Below are 14,913 nucleotides of genomic sequence, written 5' to 3'. Positions count from 1 at the left end.
AGCGATTTTCCTCAATACACCATTTCATCCATTCATAGCGAATAGACTTAGACAATACTCCGCGAAACTTTGCGCTAACCTCCGCGCTCCTTTGCGTTTAAAAACCTACTTAACCAAATAATCCACCAACATAGTCTGCGGTTTTTTGATTTGCTGGGTAATTAAAAATCGCCTCTGTCCTGTCAAATTCCACCAACTCACCCAAATACATAAACGCCGTATAGTCAGAAACACGGGCTGCTTGCTGCATATTGTGAGTAACAATTAAAATTGTTACCGTTTGCTTGAGTTGGGCAATTAATTCTTCAATACTAGAAGTAGCGATTGGATCTAAAGCCGATGTAGGCTCATCAAATAAAACAATCTCTGGCTCAGTTGCTAAAGCACGAGCAATACAAAGCCTCTGTTGTTGACCGCCAGAAAGATTAGAAGCTAAATCCCCCAATCTATCTTTAACTTCATCCCACAAAGCAGCACCGCGCAGAGCCTTTTCAACTTTCTCATCAATAACCCGGCGTTTTTTTTCACCTCTTACCCGCAAACCGTAAGCCACATTTTCATAAATCGATTTCGGAAAAGGATTCGGTCTTTGAAATACCATACTAATCCGCATTCGCACTTCAATGGGATCGACTTTATTACTTAACAAATTAATCCCATCCGGTGCTAAATTAATTTCTCCCCGATAACGATTTCCCGGATAAAGGTCATGCATCCGATTGAAACAACGTAACAAAGTAGTTTTACCACATCCCGAAGGGCCAATTAATGCTGTTACTTGTTTCTCAGCAATAGGGAGATTAATATCTTTCAAAGCGTGGACTTTACCAGCATAGTAAAAATTCAGATAATTAACCGCAGCCTTAATCGGCTTCTCTACAGTTTCTACAGTTGAAGATGTTTTTTCTACCATTTGATTGTTTTGCGTAAACGATAGCGGAGATAAATAGCTACAGCATTCATAGCCAAAGTCATGGTTATCAACACAATCCCAGCAGCAGCAGCATTCGCTTGAAATGCTTCTTGCGGACGAGATACCCAATCAAACATTTGAATTGGGATTACAGTAAAAGCTGATGATAACCAAGCCAAAGAAATAAACGGAAATTCACTTTTAATTGGTGAATCTGGGAGAAAGGCAATAAAATTTAGTGCGCCAATAGTTATAAGCGGTGCAGTTTCCCCAATCGCCCGCGCTAAAGCGACAATAATTCCTGTGAGAATGCTACCAGTTGCATAAGGTAAAACATGATCCCAAATCATTTGCCATTTAGAAGCGCCAGTAGCATAAGCAGCTTCGCGAATACTATTAGGAATTGCCCGTAAAGATTCACGAGTGGTGACAATAACCACAGGTAAAACTAAAAGCGCTAATGTTAATCCTGCCGTGACTATACTAGAGCCTAAATTTAAGCCATAAACAAATAAACCCAGAGCTAAAAGACCATAAATTATTGAAGGAACGCCAGCTAAATTAGTGACATTAATTTCGATAAAATCAGCCAGCCAATTTTTGCGGGCATATTCTTCTAAATAAATTCCTGACGCTATCCCAATAGGAATTGCTGCTGATGCCGTCACTAGCATGACTAAAATCGAGCCTACCCAAGCCGAAAGAATCCCCGCATTTGCTGCCCTCCGGCTAGGAAATGAAGTGAAAAATTCCCAAGAAAGTCGCGGCAATCCATCACTAAATAAGTCAAATATTAATGCGAATAAAGTAATAATTCCCACCAACATTGACAACAAACCAACAATACCAAAAATATATTCAGATAGCTTATTGCGGTTGATAACAGCGCGGATATGCCGCATATTTTGAGTGGTCGCCATAACGAAATTCTTAATTAAGTATTGTACAGACGCGATTCATCGCGTCTCTAACAACCGATTCATCACGTCTCTCAATAAATCTCGCGATAACGCTTCGCCAGAAAATGACCAATGATATTAAATACCAAAGTCATCAGCACCAGAGATAATCCCACAGCAAAGATAGTTTCGTATTCCAAACTTCCATGTGGTAAATCGCCTAAACTGACAGCGACAATATAAGCTGTCATAGTTGCAGCTGGTTCCATTGGGTTAAGGGTGAGGTTGGGTTGACCGCCAGCTGCGATCGCGACTATCATCGTTTCACCTACAGCGCGAGAAATCCCCAAAATATAAGCTGCTGATATCCCCGAAATCGATGCGGGGACTACAACTCGTAAAGCTGTTTGCAAGCGGGTAGCACCAGTTGCATAGGAACCTTCCCGCAGATGTGCCGGTACTGCTCGCATCGCATCTTCACTCAACGAGCTAACATAGGGAATAATCATAATCCCAATGACTAAACCCGCACTCAGCATATTAAACCCAGGTAATTCAGGGAATATTACCTGTAATAAAGGCGTCACAAATAGTAAGGCAAAATAGCCATACACTACTGTAGGAATTCCCGCCAATAATTCTAAAACTGGTTTGATAACTTCTCTGACTAACGGTGGTGCAAATTCGCTCAGATAAATAGCAATAATTGTTCCTAGTGGGATTGCTACTATTAAGGCAACTACCGTAGTCACTAAAGTTCCAGATACCAAAGGCCAAATACCATAGTGCTTGTCATCAAACAAAGGCGTCCATTGAGTATCTGTGAGAAATTCCCAAATAGGTACTTTCTGAAAAAACAGTATGGATTCGTAAACCAAAATAGCGACAATCGCTATTGTAGTCGCCACAGAAGATAATGCTGCGAGAAATAAGACAAACTCAATCGCCCGTTCTCGAAGATTACGTAATACTTTGGGAGAAAGTCGAGTTGGTTTAGCACCAATCATGTTACAGGATAGCGATCGCTCTTGCAAAAATTAACTTCAATTAATATCAAGAGATAAGACAAAGAGAGGCGAAAACCTCCCTTAAATCACTCTTGAATTTGAACCAATTCAAAATTCAGAACCTGGGAAACTGTGTTTATTCTTTAGCGTCACGACGCAACAGTTCATCAATCTTTAAACCAACCGCTTCTTGACCACCAAATACACTGCCAAATCTCTTTTTATTGAAATGGCTTTGCGCTGTAGTATAAGCTGAACCTGGTAGCGACACATATCTAACTTCTTTCGCTAACTTACCAGCGTTGCGCAAATAAAATTGCACAAACTGCTTCACCTCTGGTTTATCAATAGATTTGGAACTGACATAAATAAACAGAGGGCGAGATAAAGGATTATAACTGCCATTTTTAACTGTAGCTTCTGATGGTAATACCCCGTTAATAGCTACAGCTTTGAGCCGTTTGCTATTTTCTGCATAATATGCATAACCAAAATAGCCAAGGGCATTTTTATCACGAGAAACGCCCTGTACCAGAACGTTGTCATCTTCACTGGCGGTAAAATCACCCCGACTAGATTTAGCTTTACCAACCACCGCTTCAGTAAAGTAGTCAAAGGTACCAGAATTAGTCCCAGGGCCAAATAACTTCAGTGGTGCATTGGGGAATCCAGAACGTACTTGACTCCAGTTATTCACCTTACCTTGCGCCCCAGGTTCCCATACCTTCTTAAGTTCAGCAATTGTTAGATTCTTTGCCCAGGTGTTTTGCGGGTTAACCACAACTGTTAAAGCATCATATGCTACTGGCAATTCTACGTAACGAACGCCATTTGCTTTACAATCGCTGATTTCTTTTTGCAGGATAGGACGAGAAGCATTAGATATATCTGTTTCACCACGACAGAACTTTTTAAAGCCACCGCCAGTACCAGAAACACCCACAGTAACTCTGACTCTACCGCTTTGAGCTTTTTGAAAATCCTCTGCTACTGCTTCCGTAATCGGAAAAACAGTACTAGAACCATCTATTTGAATTGTTTTCACACCTTGGGATTGAACCGCAGACATTGTTAATCCAAAAGTGGCAGCTACTACTGAAGTTACACCTAATACCGTCAAGCTGTTAAGCTTAGAGTTTATCTTGTTCACCAGGATGCTCCTAATTTATCAGACCTTAGATTGCCGTCGAATCGCTATCAAATGACAATAATTGTCTGAAGTTAAAAAATTGTGAACATATTTGTTAATTGTTCACTGCCTGAAATTTGACTTACTCAGGTAATATAAAAGTTAACCAGTGGTTATATGGAGGGTAAGTTGTAATCGTTAGTAAAATAATTCTTTGTTAAAAGCTAAATTTTTTCTTTAAGTGCTAAATGCAATTAATGCATTTAATGATTTAACTATGTCTCATAAACCCATCGGTAAATTTACAAATACTTTACAAATGGTTTGCCAATAAAAGAGTAGAAATAATTTCATATAGAAATGAATTCTAACTGTCCTGCCCAGTCAGTTTTGCTATCAAATATTCGCGATGATGAGTAAATTAGTACCAGCCATCAGAGTCAGCAATTTTAGTTTTTATTACGATACTAAAAAGATACTTGAAGATATATCGCTAGATATTTACCAAGACAGAGTCACTGCAATTATTGGCCCTACTAATTGCGGTAAATCGACTTTTCTCAAGTCTCTTAATCGCATGAACGAACTAGAAGCAGAAGAAGTACGTATTCAAGGTAAAGTAGAATTTTTTGGTCAAAATATTTATGAGCGTCGTGTTAACTTAAATCGAGTACGTCGCCAAATTAGTATGGTATTGCCAAAACCAAATCTCTTTCCTATGAGCGTATATGATAATGTTGCTTATGGGGTGAAACTTGTAGGATGGCGACCAAAAGCAGAATTAGATGAAATAATTGAGTCGGCTATTAAAAGCGCTAATCTTTGGGATGAAGTCAAAAATAAACTGCACAAATCAGCTTTGGATCTTTCTGGCGGACAACAACAAAGATTGTGTATTGCACGTGCTTTAGCCGTCAAGCCAAAAGTTCTGTTAATGGATGAACCTTGTTTTGGCCTCGATCCCATTGCTAGTACGAAAGTTGAAGAGTTAATTCAAAGTTTACGCTCTACTTACACAATTGTGATTGTTAGCCATAATATGCGGCAAATCACTCGCTTATCAGATTTTACAGCTTTCTTTTGTCTTAATGACAATCAAACTAGTAAGCTAGTTGAATTTGGTAGTACCTATAAACTCTTTTCTAATCCCTCAGATTACCGCACCCGCGATTACGTTTTACCACGTATGAATTAAGTGCTTTCTTATTCATCGTAGTTAGCCCTTCGCTCACGGCTTTTCTGCAAGAAGCTGCCCGCCAAGCCAAGCTATGCCCTTAAGAGAATGCTTTACACTTAGCGTAATCACAGTATGAATTATTTTAGCCGTTCAAATACTGCTCGGTTAAGCCCAAAAACCTTAACCTGCGTAGGTTGGCGAGCTACTGCGTTGGACGGGTTTCCCGCAGGGTAAGCCAACATTTGGGGGCTTTGTTGGGCTTTAGCCCTTTATTTAAGCGATAAATCGCAACTACGAACCCCTCAAAAATAATTAATGACTTCTAGACTATCTTGCAAGTTTACCTGTAATTGTAAATGTGCGTTTCCGTTATTAATGGCGATTTCTACCCAGCCATTGCTCTCTACTAAAGCGATCGCTTCTCCTATCCCCACATTACTATATGTTTCACCACCTGGGATAGTCAGATCGCCTACTTGCACATACCAGCTTTTCCCTTGTACGTAACTCCCCGGAATGTTACTCACTAAGTTACCAAAATGGTCAATATATTGAATAATACCCAAGAAACCACTAGCCGTTTGCTGACATTCACCAATATTAAGCTGTACCAAGGTTGCGGGATCGATAGCTGTTCCTAATTCTTGAATTGGTACACCATTAGCTAAATTAGCTCCCACCGGTGCAAAAATATCTCTCCCGTGAAATGTGTTACTTGGTTGGGAATTGCGCCAATAGTTAAAATTTGTTAACTCAACGGCGGCGATCGCTATATTTTGACTGAGTACGCCACTAAATAGCCCATTATCCGGCCCTACCAAAAATCCCCCAGCACATTGTAGCGCGATCGCTCTACGACTACTGCCCACACCGGGATCTACTACCGCTATATGTACTGTCCCTGCTGGAAAATAAGGATAAGCATTCATTAAACAAAACCTAGCAGCAGCAATATTTTGCGGCGGAATCTGGTGGGTTAAATCGATGACTTTGAGGTTGGGGTTGATTTGCGCGATCGCTCCTTTCATCACTCCTACATAAATATCGCGATCGCCAAAATCGCTCAATAACGTCACAATACTGGGTTTCTTGCTGCGGTGAAGATACATCAGAGATGATTGCTCGGTCTATGGTCATGGTTGACGTATATCTATACACATGGAAAAAAGTAATTATTTCTGTAACAAACGCTACGAAATTTGTGCTATATTAGGGAAACGAAATAAAAAAATGAAAACTTAACCAGGTAATCATTATGAATACAAATAGACTACAAGCTGCTAACAGAGCCAAAGAAGCCCACAAACAAAATATTCAACGCGATATTGAGCGCCGCTTGCAAGTAGCTAGATCCAAAGGTGATGAAACTCTAGTTCGGCAATTAGAAGCGGAAATGCGTTACTTTGGCTAAATCAACTTTTTATCTGTATAGTTTCTGTATACCCACCCGCATCTGCGGGTTTTGTTTTGTATAGGGCATGGGACAATCCATATAATCCCATATTCCGCACTTCAAGAAGTAACATAAATAAACTACACTCACAACCAATTCAGAAATATACTAAAAAAATCAAATAACAATCAAAAATAAATTATTACCGCCAAAAATATAGCTTTTTTATCTGTTTTCATAAATAAATTTAGGCCGCTCTAAACCCAGTATTCGGGCAGGTTTTTCACTGTTCCCTATTCCCTGCCCCAAGGGCTTGGTAAAGAAATATAACTTATTTACAAATTTGCATAAATGCCGTCGGTAGTTGCGTTGATTCTACAGAAGGCATAAATTTAACCTTTCCGAGGAGACATACAAAAAAACCATATCCAAAAAAATTCTGTCTAATCACTAGTTAGCATTCCACACACTGGCGCATCTTCAGGGTAAGTTGTAATTATGGATATATATTCAAATGCTTCTAATAATGACCATAAAAATGACGATCAACTCAAAACTAAACGCCTCGTATCAATAGATTTACTACGTGGTTTGGTGATGGTTTTGATGACATTAGACCATACCAGAGATTTTTTTTCTAATGTTCGTTTTGATGCGTTAGATATAGAAAAATCAAATATTCTTCTATTTTTGACGAGATGGATTACCCATTTATGTGCCCCTTCATTTATTTTCCTTGCAGGTGTGGCTGCTTATCTTTCCTTAAAAAGAGGAAAAACAAAGCAAGAGCTAGCTCGTTTTTTATTGATAAGGGGATTTTGGCTAATATTTTTGGAATTAAGTGTAGTTAGTTTGGCATGGACATTTTCTCCTGGTATTTTTACGGCAGGAGTACTATGGGCAATTGGCTGGTCTATGGTTGTTTTAGCCCTACTAATTCAGTTCCCCATGAGAAATATAGCTATATTTGGAGTCCTACTGATTATTGGACATAATTTGCTTGATAGTGTGCAAGCTAAACAACTAGGAAATTTTGGCTGGATTTGGTCATTTCTTCACGAGCGGACAATGTTTATATCGACATCAGGAATTCGCTTTTTCTTGGTTTATCCACTTATCCCTTGGGTTGGAGTAATGGTATGTGGCTATGCCTTTGGATATGTGATGACTAAACCAAAGACTCAACGTCTCCGTTGGTTACAAAATTTGGGTTGGGGTTTAATTTTTAGCTTTGTAGTTATCAGAGGGATAAATATTTATGGCGATCCACAACCTTGGTTAGTTCAATCTACATTTTTGAAAACCATATTATCATTTATCAATTGTAATAAATATCCCCCATCATTAGCTTATTTATTAATTACACTGGGGATAGCTTTTTTACTACTTTATATATTTGAAAAGCAAAATTTATCATTTCTCAAACCTCTGATTATTTTGGGGAGGGTGCCATTATTCTTTTACATTATTCATCTTTGGTTGATACATTTTTCTGCCATTTTGCTAGCCTTACCCAAATATGGGTTGAAGGCAATAACTTTTCCCTATCTATCATCTAGAGCCATGCCAGAAGATTATGGATATGATTTACAGTATGTTTATCTGGTATGGATTGTCATAGTTTTTATTCTTTATCTAATATGTAATTGGTATGCCAAGTACAAGGTAAAAAATAAATCTTGGTGGTTACGATTTTTATGATTTTTAGATGACAGATCGGCTATTGGAAAGATGTATTAGTCGTCACGGACAGTTATAACTATCCCGTGATTTCAATGCAATCGAACAGTAAAAGGAGCAAGCCGATGGCAGCGATCAACGATCTGAGGAAGCAGCAGTTCTACCACGGTACAAAGGCAGACCTTCAGCTAGGAGACCTGATCGAGTCCTGCAATTCTCCGGATGTGGATGAACGGGATAGGATGGCAACCTATGTCTACCTAACCCCTAACCTGGATGCGGCTATCTGGCAGGCAGAGCTAGCAAAGGGATCGGGTCACGGCAAAGTCTACATCGTAGAGCCGCTCGGTCAGATTGAAAATGCCCCCGAACTCACCGAGCAGAAGTTTCCAAAGCATCTGTCGATGTCATACCGCTCCCGCGAGCCGTTGCGAGTCACGGGAGTGGTCACGGAGTGGACTTTTTATCATGGTACAAGGGCAGACTTGAAGCCAGGAGACCTAATTGAACCCGGTTATTACTCTAACTACGGTCAGAGGAAGAAGGCGAGCTACGTTTATTTGGCTGCCACTTTGGATGCAGCAACCTGGGGGGCTGAACTAGCTCTTGGCGAGGGACGCGGCAGAATCTACATCGTGGAACCGATCGGGCAGATCGAGGATGACCCCAATGTAACGGACAAGAAATTCCCAGGCAATCCGACGAAGTCATACCGCTCGCGGGAGCCGTTGCGGGTTATGGGCGAGGTCATGGATTGGCAGGGGCACTCTCCAGAAGCGATCCTGACCATGAAGGATAACCTTGAGCGACTGAAGCAACTTGGTGTTGAAGCGATCGAGGACTGAGTATTTTTACCTCGAAGGTGGTCAGCAATGAAGAGTTGAAGAGTTGAAGAATTGTCTAACTATTCTAGAGACAAAAAAATGTCAGGGTGAGATTTTACCCTGATTGATGAAAATTAATTCGTAGTCAGCACTTTAGTGGTTGCAAATAAAGGACTAAGGCATCAAGTAAAAATAAGTAGTGCGAGCATCTTGCTCGCGCGGGCAAGATGCCCGCACTACAAATATTAAATTGTTCAACTTATTTTTACACGACTCCTAAAGTCCTGACTACGAATTACAAATTACGAATTATCGCCTAAGTTTTTGGTTTGAAAGTTGAAGCAACGTGCAATTCTTTTAACTGCTTCGCATCAACTCCAGAAGGCGCATCGGTTAACAAACAGCGTGCTTGTTGTGTCTTCGGAAAAGCGATGACATCGCGAATTGATTCTTCTCCAGCTAATAACATCACTAACCGATCTACACCGTAGGCGATACCACCATGAGGTGGTGTTCCATATTCAAAGGCTTCTAACAAAAAGCCAAATTTATTTTGAGCTTCTTCCGGTGATAAACCTATCGCTTCAAACACCTGTTCTTGTACATCTCGCTGATAAATCCGCCGACTACCACCGCCAACTTCAAAGCCATTGAAGACTAAATCGTAAGCTTGGGCGCGAGCGGTTTTTAAATCATGTAAATCATCGGGATGGGGTGCTGTAAAGGGGTGGTGTAATGCTTCTAAACGTTTTTCATCTGCATTCCACTCGAACATGGGGAAATCGGTAATCCAGAGCAAGTTAATTTTTCCCTGATCGATTAACCCAAATTCCTTAGCAACAAACTGGCGTAATCTATCTAAAGTTTTATTAACAGTAGCTACATCACCCGCCCCAAATAATAGCAAATGACCGGCTTTTGCACCTGTACGGCGTAAAATTTCGGCTTTTTGTTCGGGGCTGAGGTTGTCTTTAATCGCCCCAATTGTGTCAATTTCACCGTCTTCTCTAACACGAATGTAAGCTAAACCTTTAGCGCCAGCTTCACTCGCTTCTTTGAAAATATCACCGCCTGGTTTGATGCGGACATTAGAAATCGCATCGTTACCGTTGGGAATGGGTAAAATTTTGACGACACCACCATGAGCGATCGCATCGCGGAAGACTTTGAAACCAGAATCTTTTAAAATATCTGAAACATTAACTAGTTCCAAATCGTAACGGGTATCTGGTTTATCGCTACCATAGCGTTCCATTGCTTCGGCGTAGGTAAGACGCGGGAAGGGATGGGGTATATCAATTCCTTTGACAGCGTTGAAGATATAAGCAACTAATTTCTCATTTAGTTGCATAATTTCCTCTTGAGACATGAAACTCATTTCCATGTCTAACTGAGTAAATTCTGGTTGTCTGTCAGCGCGTAAATCTTCATCGCGGAAGCAACGAGCCACCTGATAGTATCTGTCCATACCGGATACCATCAGCAATTGTTTAAATAACTGTGGTGATTGAGGTAAAGCAAACCACTCACCAGGGTTGACGCGACTGGGAAGGATGTAATCTCTAGCGCCTTCTGGGGTAGAACGAGTTAGTACTGGGGTTTCAATCTCAATAAAACCTTCTACGTCTTCCAAGAAGCGACGCATAGCTTTTACAACTTGATGACGCAATTGGATATTCCGCGCCATGCGATCGCGTCGCAAATCCAAGTAACGATATTTTAGTCGTAATTCTTCCCGCACTGACTCAGTATCAGCACTGGAAACTTGGAATGGTAGTTGCTTGCGAACACCATTGAGTAGTTCAATTTTATCCGCGTAGATTTCAATTTCACCCGTAGGTAGGCGAGGATTGAGAGATTCGTCGGGACGTTGTGTCACCCTTCCAGTGATTGCGACAACGTATTCATTCCGCAGAGCATTCGCTGGCTCGTAGGAATCTGGGGTGCGTTGCGGATCGCTAACAATCTGGACAATACCAGAGCGATCGCGTAAATCTAAAAATATCACGCCCCCATGATCGCGGCGACGGTCTACCCATCCGTACAAGGTAACAGTTTCTCCAATATCTTCTTTTCGGAGTTCGCCGCAATAGTGAGTTCGCATAGTAGTTAATTCTGTTCTTCCGCTCTAGATGGGCAAGTAAATGTCAAAGCCTTCCCATTATCTAGCATCAATAGTATCTAATTGAAGACAATATGGCATAATCTCCGGCCAAGTAGCTGAGGAGATCGCTGAGATATATCTTTTTGAACAATATACCAGCTTGTGCCCTAATTGGTGCATAGCCCAGGTAAACAGGATTTTTAGCGGTTGTTTCTCAGTATCTTGAGGCTTGAGTCTGTTTGCATGAATTTTTTTTGCATCTGTCTAGCTTGAAAATGGGCATTGGGCATGGAAAGACAAATTCTCATGCTTATTTGTAGGATTTTCCCATGATTGACTGTCCTAAATTTACTGTCCGAAGTTTGTGGTAGTCAGATCCCCGACTTCCATGCGATCGCATAGCGGAGGATTTTTTATTACCCAACAACTAAAAAACAAATGACAAATGACCAATGACCAATGACAACCAACAACTGACCACTGACCACTGACAATTGACTAACCCACATGATACCGACTCTTACCAAATGCTTTCGCCTGATACATTGCCGCATCAGCTTTATCTAATATTTCCTCCGGAGATTTTTCCCCATCAGAAATCATAGATATCCCAATACTCACCGAACAAGAAATCTTCTGCCCATTTAATAACATTGGTTGTTTAAGTGCAGTAATTACTTGATTAGCAATGCGCGTAGCATAACGAAAATTTTGCACATCCTCCAGCAGAATTACAAATTCATCACCACCAAGACGGGCAATAAAATCTCCCCATCTGAGTATCGCTCTGAGCCTCTGACTAATTTCAACTAATAGTTTATCTCCCATAGCATGACCGAAATTGTCATTAATTGCTTTAAATGCATCCAAATCTAAAAAGAGAATATAAGAACAAGAATCAGGATGATATTGCAGCGATTCAATGACATAATCTAATTGCTGCATAAAGTAAGCCCGATTGGGTAACCCTGTGAGCGGATCGTGCATAGCTATGCGGCGTAAATCATCTTCTATTTGTTTCCGCTCTGTAATATCACGAATCACATTGAGTAAATAAGTTTTGCCAAACCATTCTAAGCGCTTAACAGATAGCAAACCGATGCGTTTTTCCCCGGACTTTAAACAAAATTCAATTTCTAAATTTTGGATAAAATCCTGTGTCTGCGACTTTTTTTTGATTTGCGCATAACTGTCAACGGTTAATCCCATATCCAAAACTGTAATTGGCGTACCGATGACATTTTCTCGGCTGTAGCCGGTGACATTTAAAAAAGTTTGATTTACTTCTACGCAATAACCCTTGCCCAAGGTAGTTAACAAAATTAAATCGGGATAAGCATCAAAAATATTCACAAAATTTTCTTGATAACTGTTGCCGATAAATGGTTCCCTTTGAGATGTAAAAATACCAGCTTTGTCGCTAGTTATCTTAAAATTCATAATTTCAAATATAAGGTATTATATAAATATCGATAATTTTATTAATACCTATAACATTACAGATAAGTTGTTTTACCAATCTTCTTAATCGAAGTTTTACAAAAACATAGGAATTGGATTAAGTTGAGTTTCTGGAAGTTCTGCTTTTAACCATCCCATGTTTACGGGAACTTCATACAATCGTCCTGGTGCAAACTGTGCCCAAAAGTGACGCAAACCGGGAACTACAACTTTCACAACAGGTATAGCAATATCTGGGTGCGTTTGCTCTAGAACCAATATTTCTAGCCCCTTCGTTGTAGCTAAATTTACACAATTAATTACATCTTGTTGCAAATCATTACTTTGGTAGGGAGCATAATCTGTGTAAACTTTAGGACTAGCATTAATATCCGGTGATAAATAAGGTTGATTTTCTAATGTCGCAGTTGTACACCAATGCTGTATATCTTGACGGCTAAATTTGGCAGAAGCTTGAGGATTTCCACCACTAGAGAGAAATACCATTTGATTCATTTCTGTAACAGCACGTAACAGAGCAATTTTGGCATCAAAGTGAGTACCAAAGCCAAATAAAATATCTTCCGGCTGTTGATTGTAGCGGCGAGAAATTGCGGCGAAGGTGGGAATATTTAAATCAGTAGTTAAGTCTAATACCCAGAAATCACGACCGATAAATTTATAATATGTCTGTAATTTATATAGATACGGATCGTCAAAACTATGAAGATTCACACCAGGTTTTGCGAGTCGGTTATACCACCAAATAGCTACTGCATCCCGCTCAACTAACTCCATAAATCCCTGAAGAATAGCCTCTTCTTTACAACTTCCCGCAGCTGTACCATTAGTATCTGCAAAACAAAAGTTGTGGTTTTCCGGGAGAGGATAACCATAATAACAATAGGCTGTTGGTAGATATTTAAATTGTTGCTGATTTAGCGACCAAAAAGGCGACCATTCAATTTCTTGACTTTCATCAAAGGGATCGGGTATCCATTGAATGACATGGTGTTGCTGATTCCAAATTTGGCGATCGCGGTATTGATTGGCGCTATAATGCATAAACTTATCAGGATGAATCGCTAATTCTTGCAAATTAGCATAAGCAGCTTTCACCCTTGGTTCTTCTCCCGTAAAAGCTCCGCAATAGCGCTCAATTGCTTCGCCTAAGGCGCTCATCTTCGCTTGGGCGGCTGTTTTCCCCTTACCAAAGCTTTTTTGGCGTAAATCTTCTAACCTTCTGCCTTTATACGGTAAACTATGCTCAACAACATAGGCGTGAATCAGCTCGTTGTTCTGGAAAGGTTGAAAGATACTTTTAATTACGCCAGTTACCGGGCTAATATGATGTTCGTAATTTTGCCAAGCTTGCTCTGGTAAACAACTGCGATACCCACCATCATCGCTTAATTGCTTGGGTTGGCTAGTTAATACCAATGGTTGAGGTTCTGGTTCTTGATAGGCTATTTCGCCGCAACAATCGCATTGGGGACGACGAACTAAAGTATGGCGTTGGATGTTGAGATTAATTAAATCAAAAGTTAATAATGTCCCTTCTAGGGTATGCTGTTCGGGATTACTTAACCATTTAGCAATTTCTGTAGCTGCTAAATTCAGCGCAGTATCTACAGTTGAAGGTAACGCCGCACGAGAAATCAACAACGGGTTGAGGGTTTGCTTTTGTTCTTGTAAAAAAGATTCAACCTCACGATTCATTCTCAAACGCTGTGCGAGACATTCCCAGCAACCTGTCACGCCAGGACGAAAAATGGGGCCAATCCAAATTACACTACCTACAGGTTTAACTAATAACCAAGGAAGCTGCTGTTGTAAAGCTTCGTAATTAAATTGTGCTAATCCTGGTTGAAGATAGTCATCTGTAACCACCACAGCAAATTTACCAGTATCCGCCACAGAAATATTCAGGGATTCTAAAATGGCAATTAGCGGCTGTGATTTGACGCTACCAAAGGTGGTGATGCTAACTTTAGCTGCTTTTTGCGCTTGGGTAACCGAGTTACCATCTTGATTTAACAGTCCCCAAAAAGCAGATTCATGAGGTGGAATGTTATCTGCGTTGGTAATATAACCTTTACGATGCAATTGTTCTAAACCATAAATAATTTCATCAGCCTTAGCTTGTCCTTGCAATTGTTGAATAATTTCCTCTACTGTGTAAAGTCCATTAAGTAGAGGTGCTAAAAGGTAATATAAACGCCCATTCAGGATAAAATGACCTTTTTCACTTAATAAAAATACAGTTTTAGGAGGAGATAATTCAACATGAAAATGCTCGTGAAACTTCGGCTGGATGAGCATAATTTTTGCTGTGCAATATAAACAC

The 14,913-nt window shown here is 40.2% G+C and carries 12 protein-coding genes; 4 read left to right on the top strand and 8 right to left on the bottom strand.

Features of this window, described 5'->3' with window-relative positions:
* Nucleotides 1-109 precede the first annotated feature (109 nt).
* The 4 genes from pstB to AACW45_RS37265 all read right to left on the bottom strand — a co-directional run bounded on the left by pstB (nt 110) and on the right by AACW45_RS37265 (nt 3,969).
* Nucleotides 110-913: a phosphate ABC transporter ATP-binding protein PstB gene (gene pstB, locus AACW45_RS37280; RefSeq protein WP_190630794.1), complete on the bottom strand. Its 804-nt coding sequence runs from the start codon at nt 911-913 to the stop codon at nt 110-112.
* The gene (gene pstA / locus AACW45_RS37275) at nt 907-1,833 is read right to left on the bottom strand and encodes a phosphate ABC transporter permease PstA (RefSeq protein WP_190630791.1); all 927 of its coding nucleotides are present in this window, start codon (nt 1,831-1,833) and stop codon (nt 907-909) included. Before pstA ends, pstB begins: the two co-directional genes overlap by 7 nt.
* A 71-nt stretch (nt 1,834-1,904) precedes the next feature.
* Nucleotides 1,905-2,819 (bottom strand): phosphate ABC transporter permease subunit PstC, encoded by a 915-nt coding sequence (pstC, locus tag AACW45_RS37270; RefSeq protein ID WP_190630788.1) that lies wholly within the window; start codon nt 2,817-2,819, stop codon nt 1,905-1,907.
* Nucleotides 2,820-2,955: 136 nt separating this feature from the next.
* Nucleotides 2,956-3,969 (bottom strand): PstS family phosphate ABC transporter substrate-binding protein, encoded by a 1,014-nt coding sequence (locus AACW45_RS37265; protein ID WP_190630786.1) that lies wholly within the window; start codon nt 3,967-3,969, stop codon nt 2,956-2,958.
* A gap of 391 nt (nt 3,970-4,360) precedes the next feature.
* On the opposite strand from AACW45_RS37265, the gene AACW45_RS37260 reads away from it, so the two are divergent.
* Nucleotides 4,361-5,143 carry a phosphate ABC transporter ATP-binding protein gene (locus AACW45_RS37260; protein WP_190631033.1) on the top strand — a complete coding sequence of 261 codons (783 nt, stop codon included), beginning with the start codon at nt 4,361-4,363 and terminating at the stop codon, nt 5,141-5,143.
* 284 nt (nt 5,144-5,427) lie between these two features.
* On the opposite strand, the gene AACW45_RS37255 is transcribed toward AACW45_RS37260, so the two are convergent.
* Nucleotides 5,428-6,234 carry an SAM hydrolase/SAM-dependent halogenase family protein gene (locus AACW45_RS37255; RefSeq protein ID WP_190630784.1) on the bottom strand — a complete coding sequence of 269 codons (807 nt, stop codon included), beginning with the start codon at nt 6,232-6,234 and terminating at the stop codon, nt 5,428-5,430.
* A 146-nt stretch (nt 6,235-6,380) separates the two neighbouring features.
* Here AACW45_RS37255 and pirA point away from each other — a divergent pair, with 146 nt between their 5' ends.
* From pirA to arr, 3 genes are all read left to right on the top strand, one after another.
* On the top strand, nt 6,381-6,536 hold the full coding sequence (gene pirA, locus AACW45_RS37250; RefSeq protein ID WP_190630782.1) for an arginine synthesis PII-interacting regulator PirA: 156 nt from the start codon (nt 6,381-6,383) through the stop codon (nt 6,534-6,536).
* Between the two features lie 480 nt (nt 6,537-7,016).
* Nucleotides 7,017-8,219, top strand: a complete 1,203-nt coding sequence (locus AACW45_RS37245; RefSeq protein ID WP_190630780.1) for a DUF1624 domain-containing protein — start codon at nt 7,017-7,019, stop codon at nt 8,217-8,219.
* A gap of 74 nt (nt 8,220-8,293) precedes the next feature.
* Nucleotides 8,294-9,043 carry an NAD(+)--rifampin ADP-ribosyltransferase gene (gene arr / locus AACW45_RS38545; protein ID WP_395968713.1) on the top strand — a complete coding sequence of 250 codons (750 nt, stop codon included), beginning with the start codon at nt 8,294-8,296 and terminating at the stop codon, nt 9,041-9,043.
* A 295-nt stretch (nt 9,044-9,338) separates the two neighbouring features.
* Here the strand turns inward: arr and aspS are convergent, their stop codons facing one another.
* From aspS to AACW45_RS37220, 3 genes are all read right to left on the bottom strand, one after another.
* The gene (gene aspS / locus AACW45_RS37230; protein WP_190630775.1) at nt 9,339-11,126 is read right to left on the bottom strand and encodes an aspartate--tRNA ligase; all 1,788 of its coding nucleotides are present in this window, start codon (nt 11,124-11,126) and stop codon (nt 9,339-9,341) included.
* A gap of 498 nt (nt 11,127-11,624) precedes the next feature.
* Nucleotides 11,625-12,566: a sensor domain-containing diguanylate cyclase gene (locus AACW45_RS37225; protein WP_190630773.1), complete on the bottom strand. Its 942-nt coding sequence runs from the start codon at nt 12,564-12,566 to the stop codon at nt 11,625-11,627.
* A gap of 96 nt (nt 12,567-12,662) precedes the next feature.
* Nucleotides 12,663-14,888 carry a TOMM precursor leader peptide-binding protein gene (locus AACW45_RS37220; RefSeq protein WP_190630771.1) on the bottom strand — a complete coding sequence of 742 codons (2,226 nt, stop codon included), beginning with the start codon at nt 14,886-14,888 and terminating at the stop codon, nt 12,663-12,665.
* Nucleotides 14,889-14,913: the final 25 nt, after the last annotated feature.

Source organism: Calothrix sp. FACHB-168, from assembly GCF_963889195.1.
GTDB classification, from domain to species: domain Bacteria; phylum Cyanobacteriota; class Cyanobacteriia; order Cyanobacteriales; family Nostocaceae; genus Aulosira; species Aulosira anomala_A.
The sequence above is the reverse complement of the archived record's forward strand: the minus strand, read 5'-3'. Positions and strand labels throughout refer to the sequence as shown.

Bases quoted from the DNA above. Each gene is read 5' to 3' on its own strand.
- pstB (WP_190630794.1), bottom strand. From the start codon at position 913: ATGGTAGAAAAAACATCTTCAACTGTAGAAACTGTAGAGAAGCCGATT.
- pstA (WP_190630791.1), bottom strand. From the start codon at position 1,833: ATGGCGACCACTCAAAATATGCGGCATATCCGCGCTGTTATCAACCGC.
- pstC (WP_190630788.1), bottom strand. From the start codon at position 2,819: ATGATTGGTGCTAAACCAACTCGACTTTCTCCCAAAGTATTACGTAAT.
- AACW45_RS37260 (WP_190631033.1), top strand. From the start codon at position 4,361: ATGAGTAAATTAGTACCAGCCATCAGAGTCAGCAATTTTAGTTTTTAT.
- AACW45_RS37255 (WP_190630784.1), bottom strand. From the start codon at position 6,234: ATGTATCTTCACCGCAGCAAGAAACCCAGTATTGTGACGTTATTGAGC.
- pirA (WP_190630782.1), top strand. From the start codon at position 6,381: ATGAATACAAATAGACTACAAGCTGCTAACAGAGCCAAAGAAGCCCAC.
- AACW45_RS37245 (WP_190630780.1), top strand. From the start codon at position 7,017: ATGGATATATATTCAAATGCTTCTAATAATGACCATAAAAATGACGAT.
- arr (WP_395968713.1), top strand. From the start codon at position 8,294: ATGCAATCGAACAGTAAAAGGAGCAAGCCGATGGCAGCGATCAACGAT.
- aspS (WP_190630775.1), bottom strand. From the start codon at position 11,126: ATGCGAACTCACTATTGCGGCGAACTCCGAAAAGAAGATATTGGAGAA.
- AACW45_RS37225 (WP_190630773.1), bottom strand. From the start codon at position 12,566: ATGAATTTTAAGATAACTAGCGACAAAGCTGGTATTTTTACATCTCAA.
- AACW45_RS37220 (WP_190630771.1), bottom strand. From the start codon at position 14,888: ATGCTCATCCAGCCGAAGTTTCACGAGCATTTTCATGTTGAATTATCT.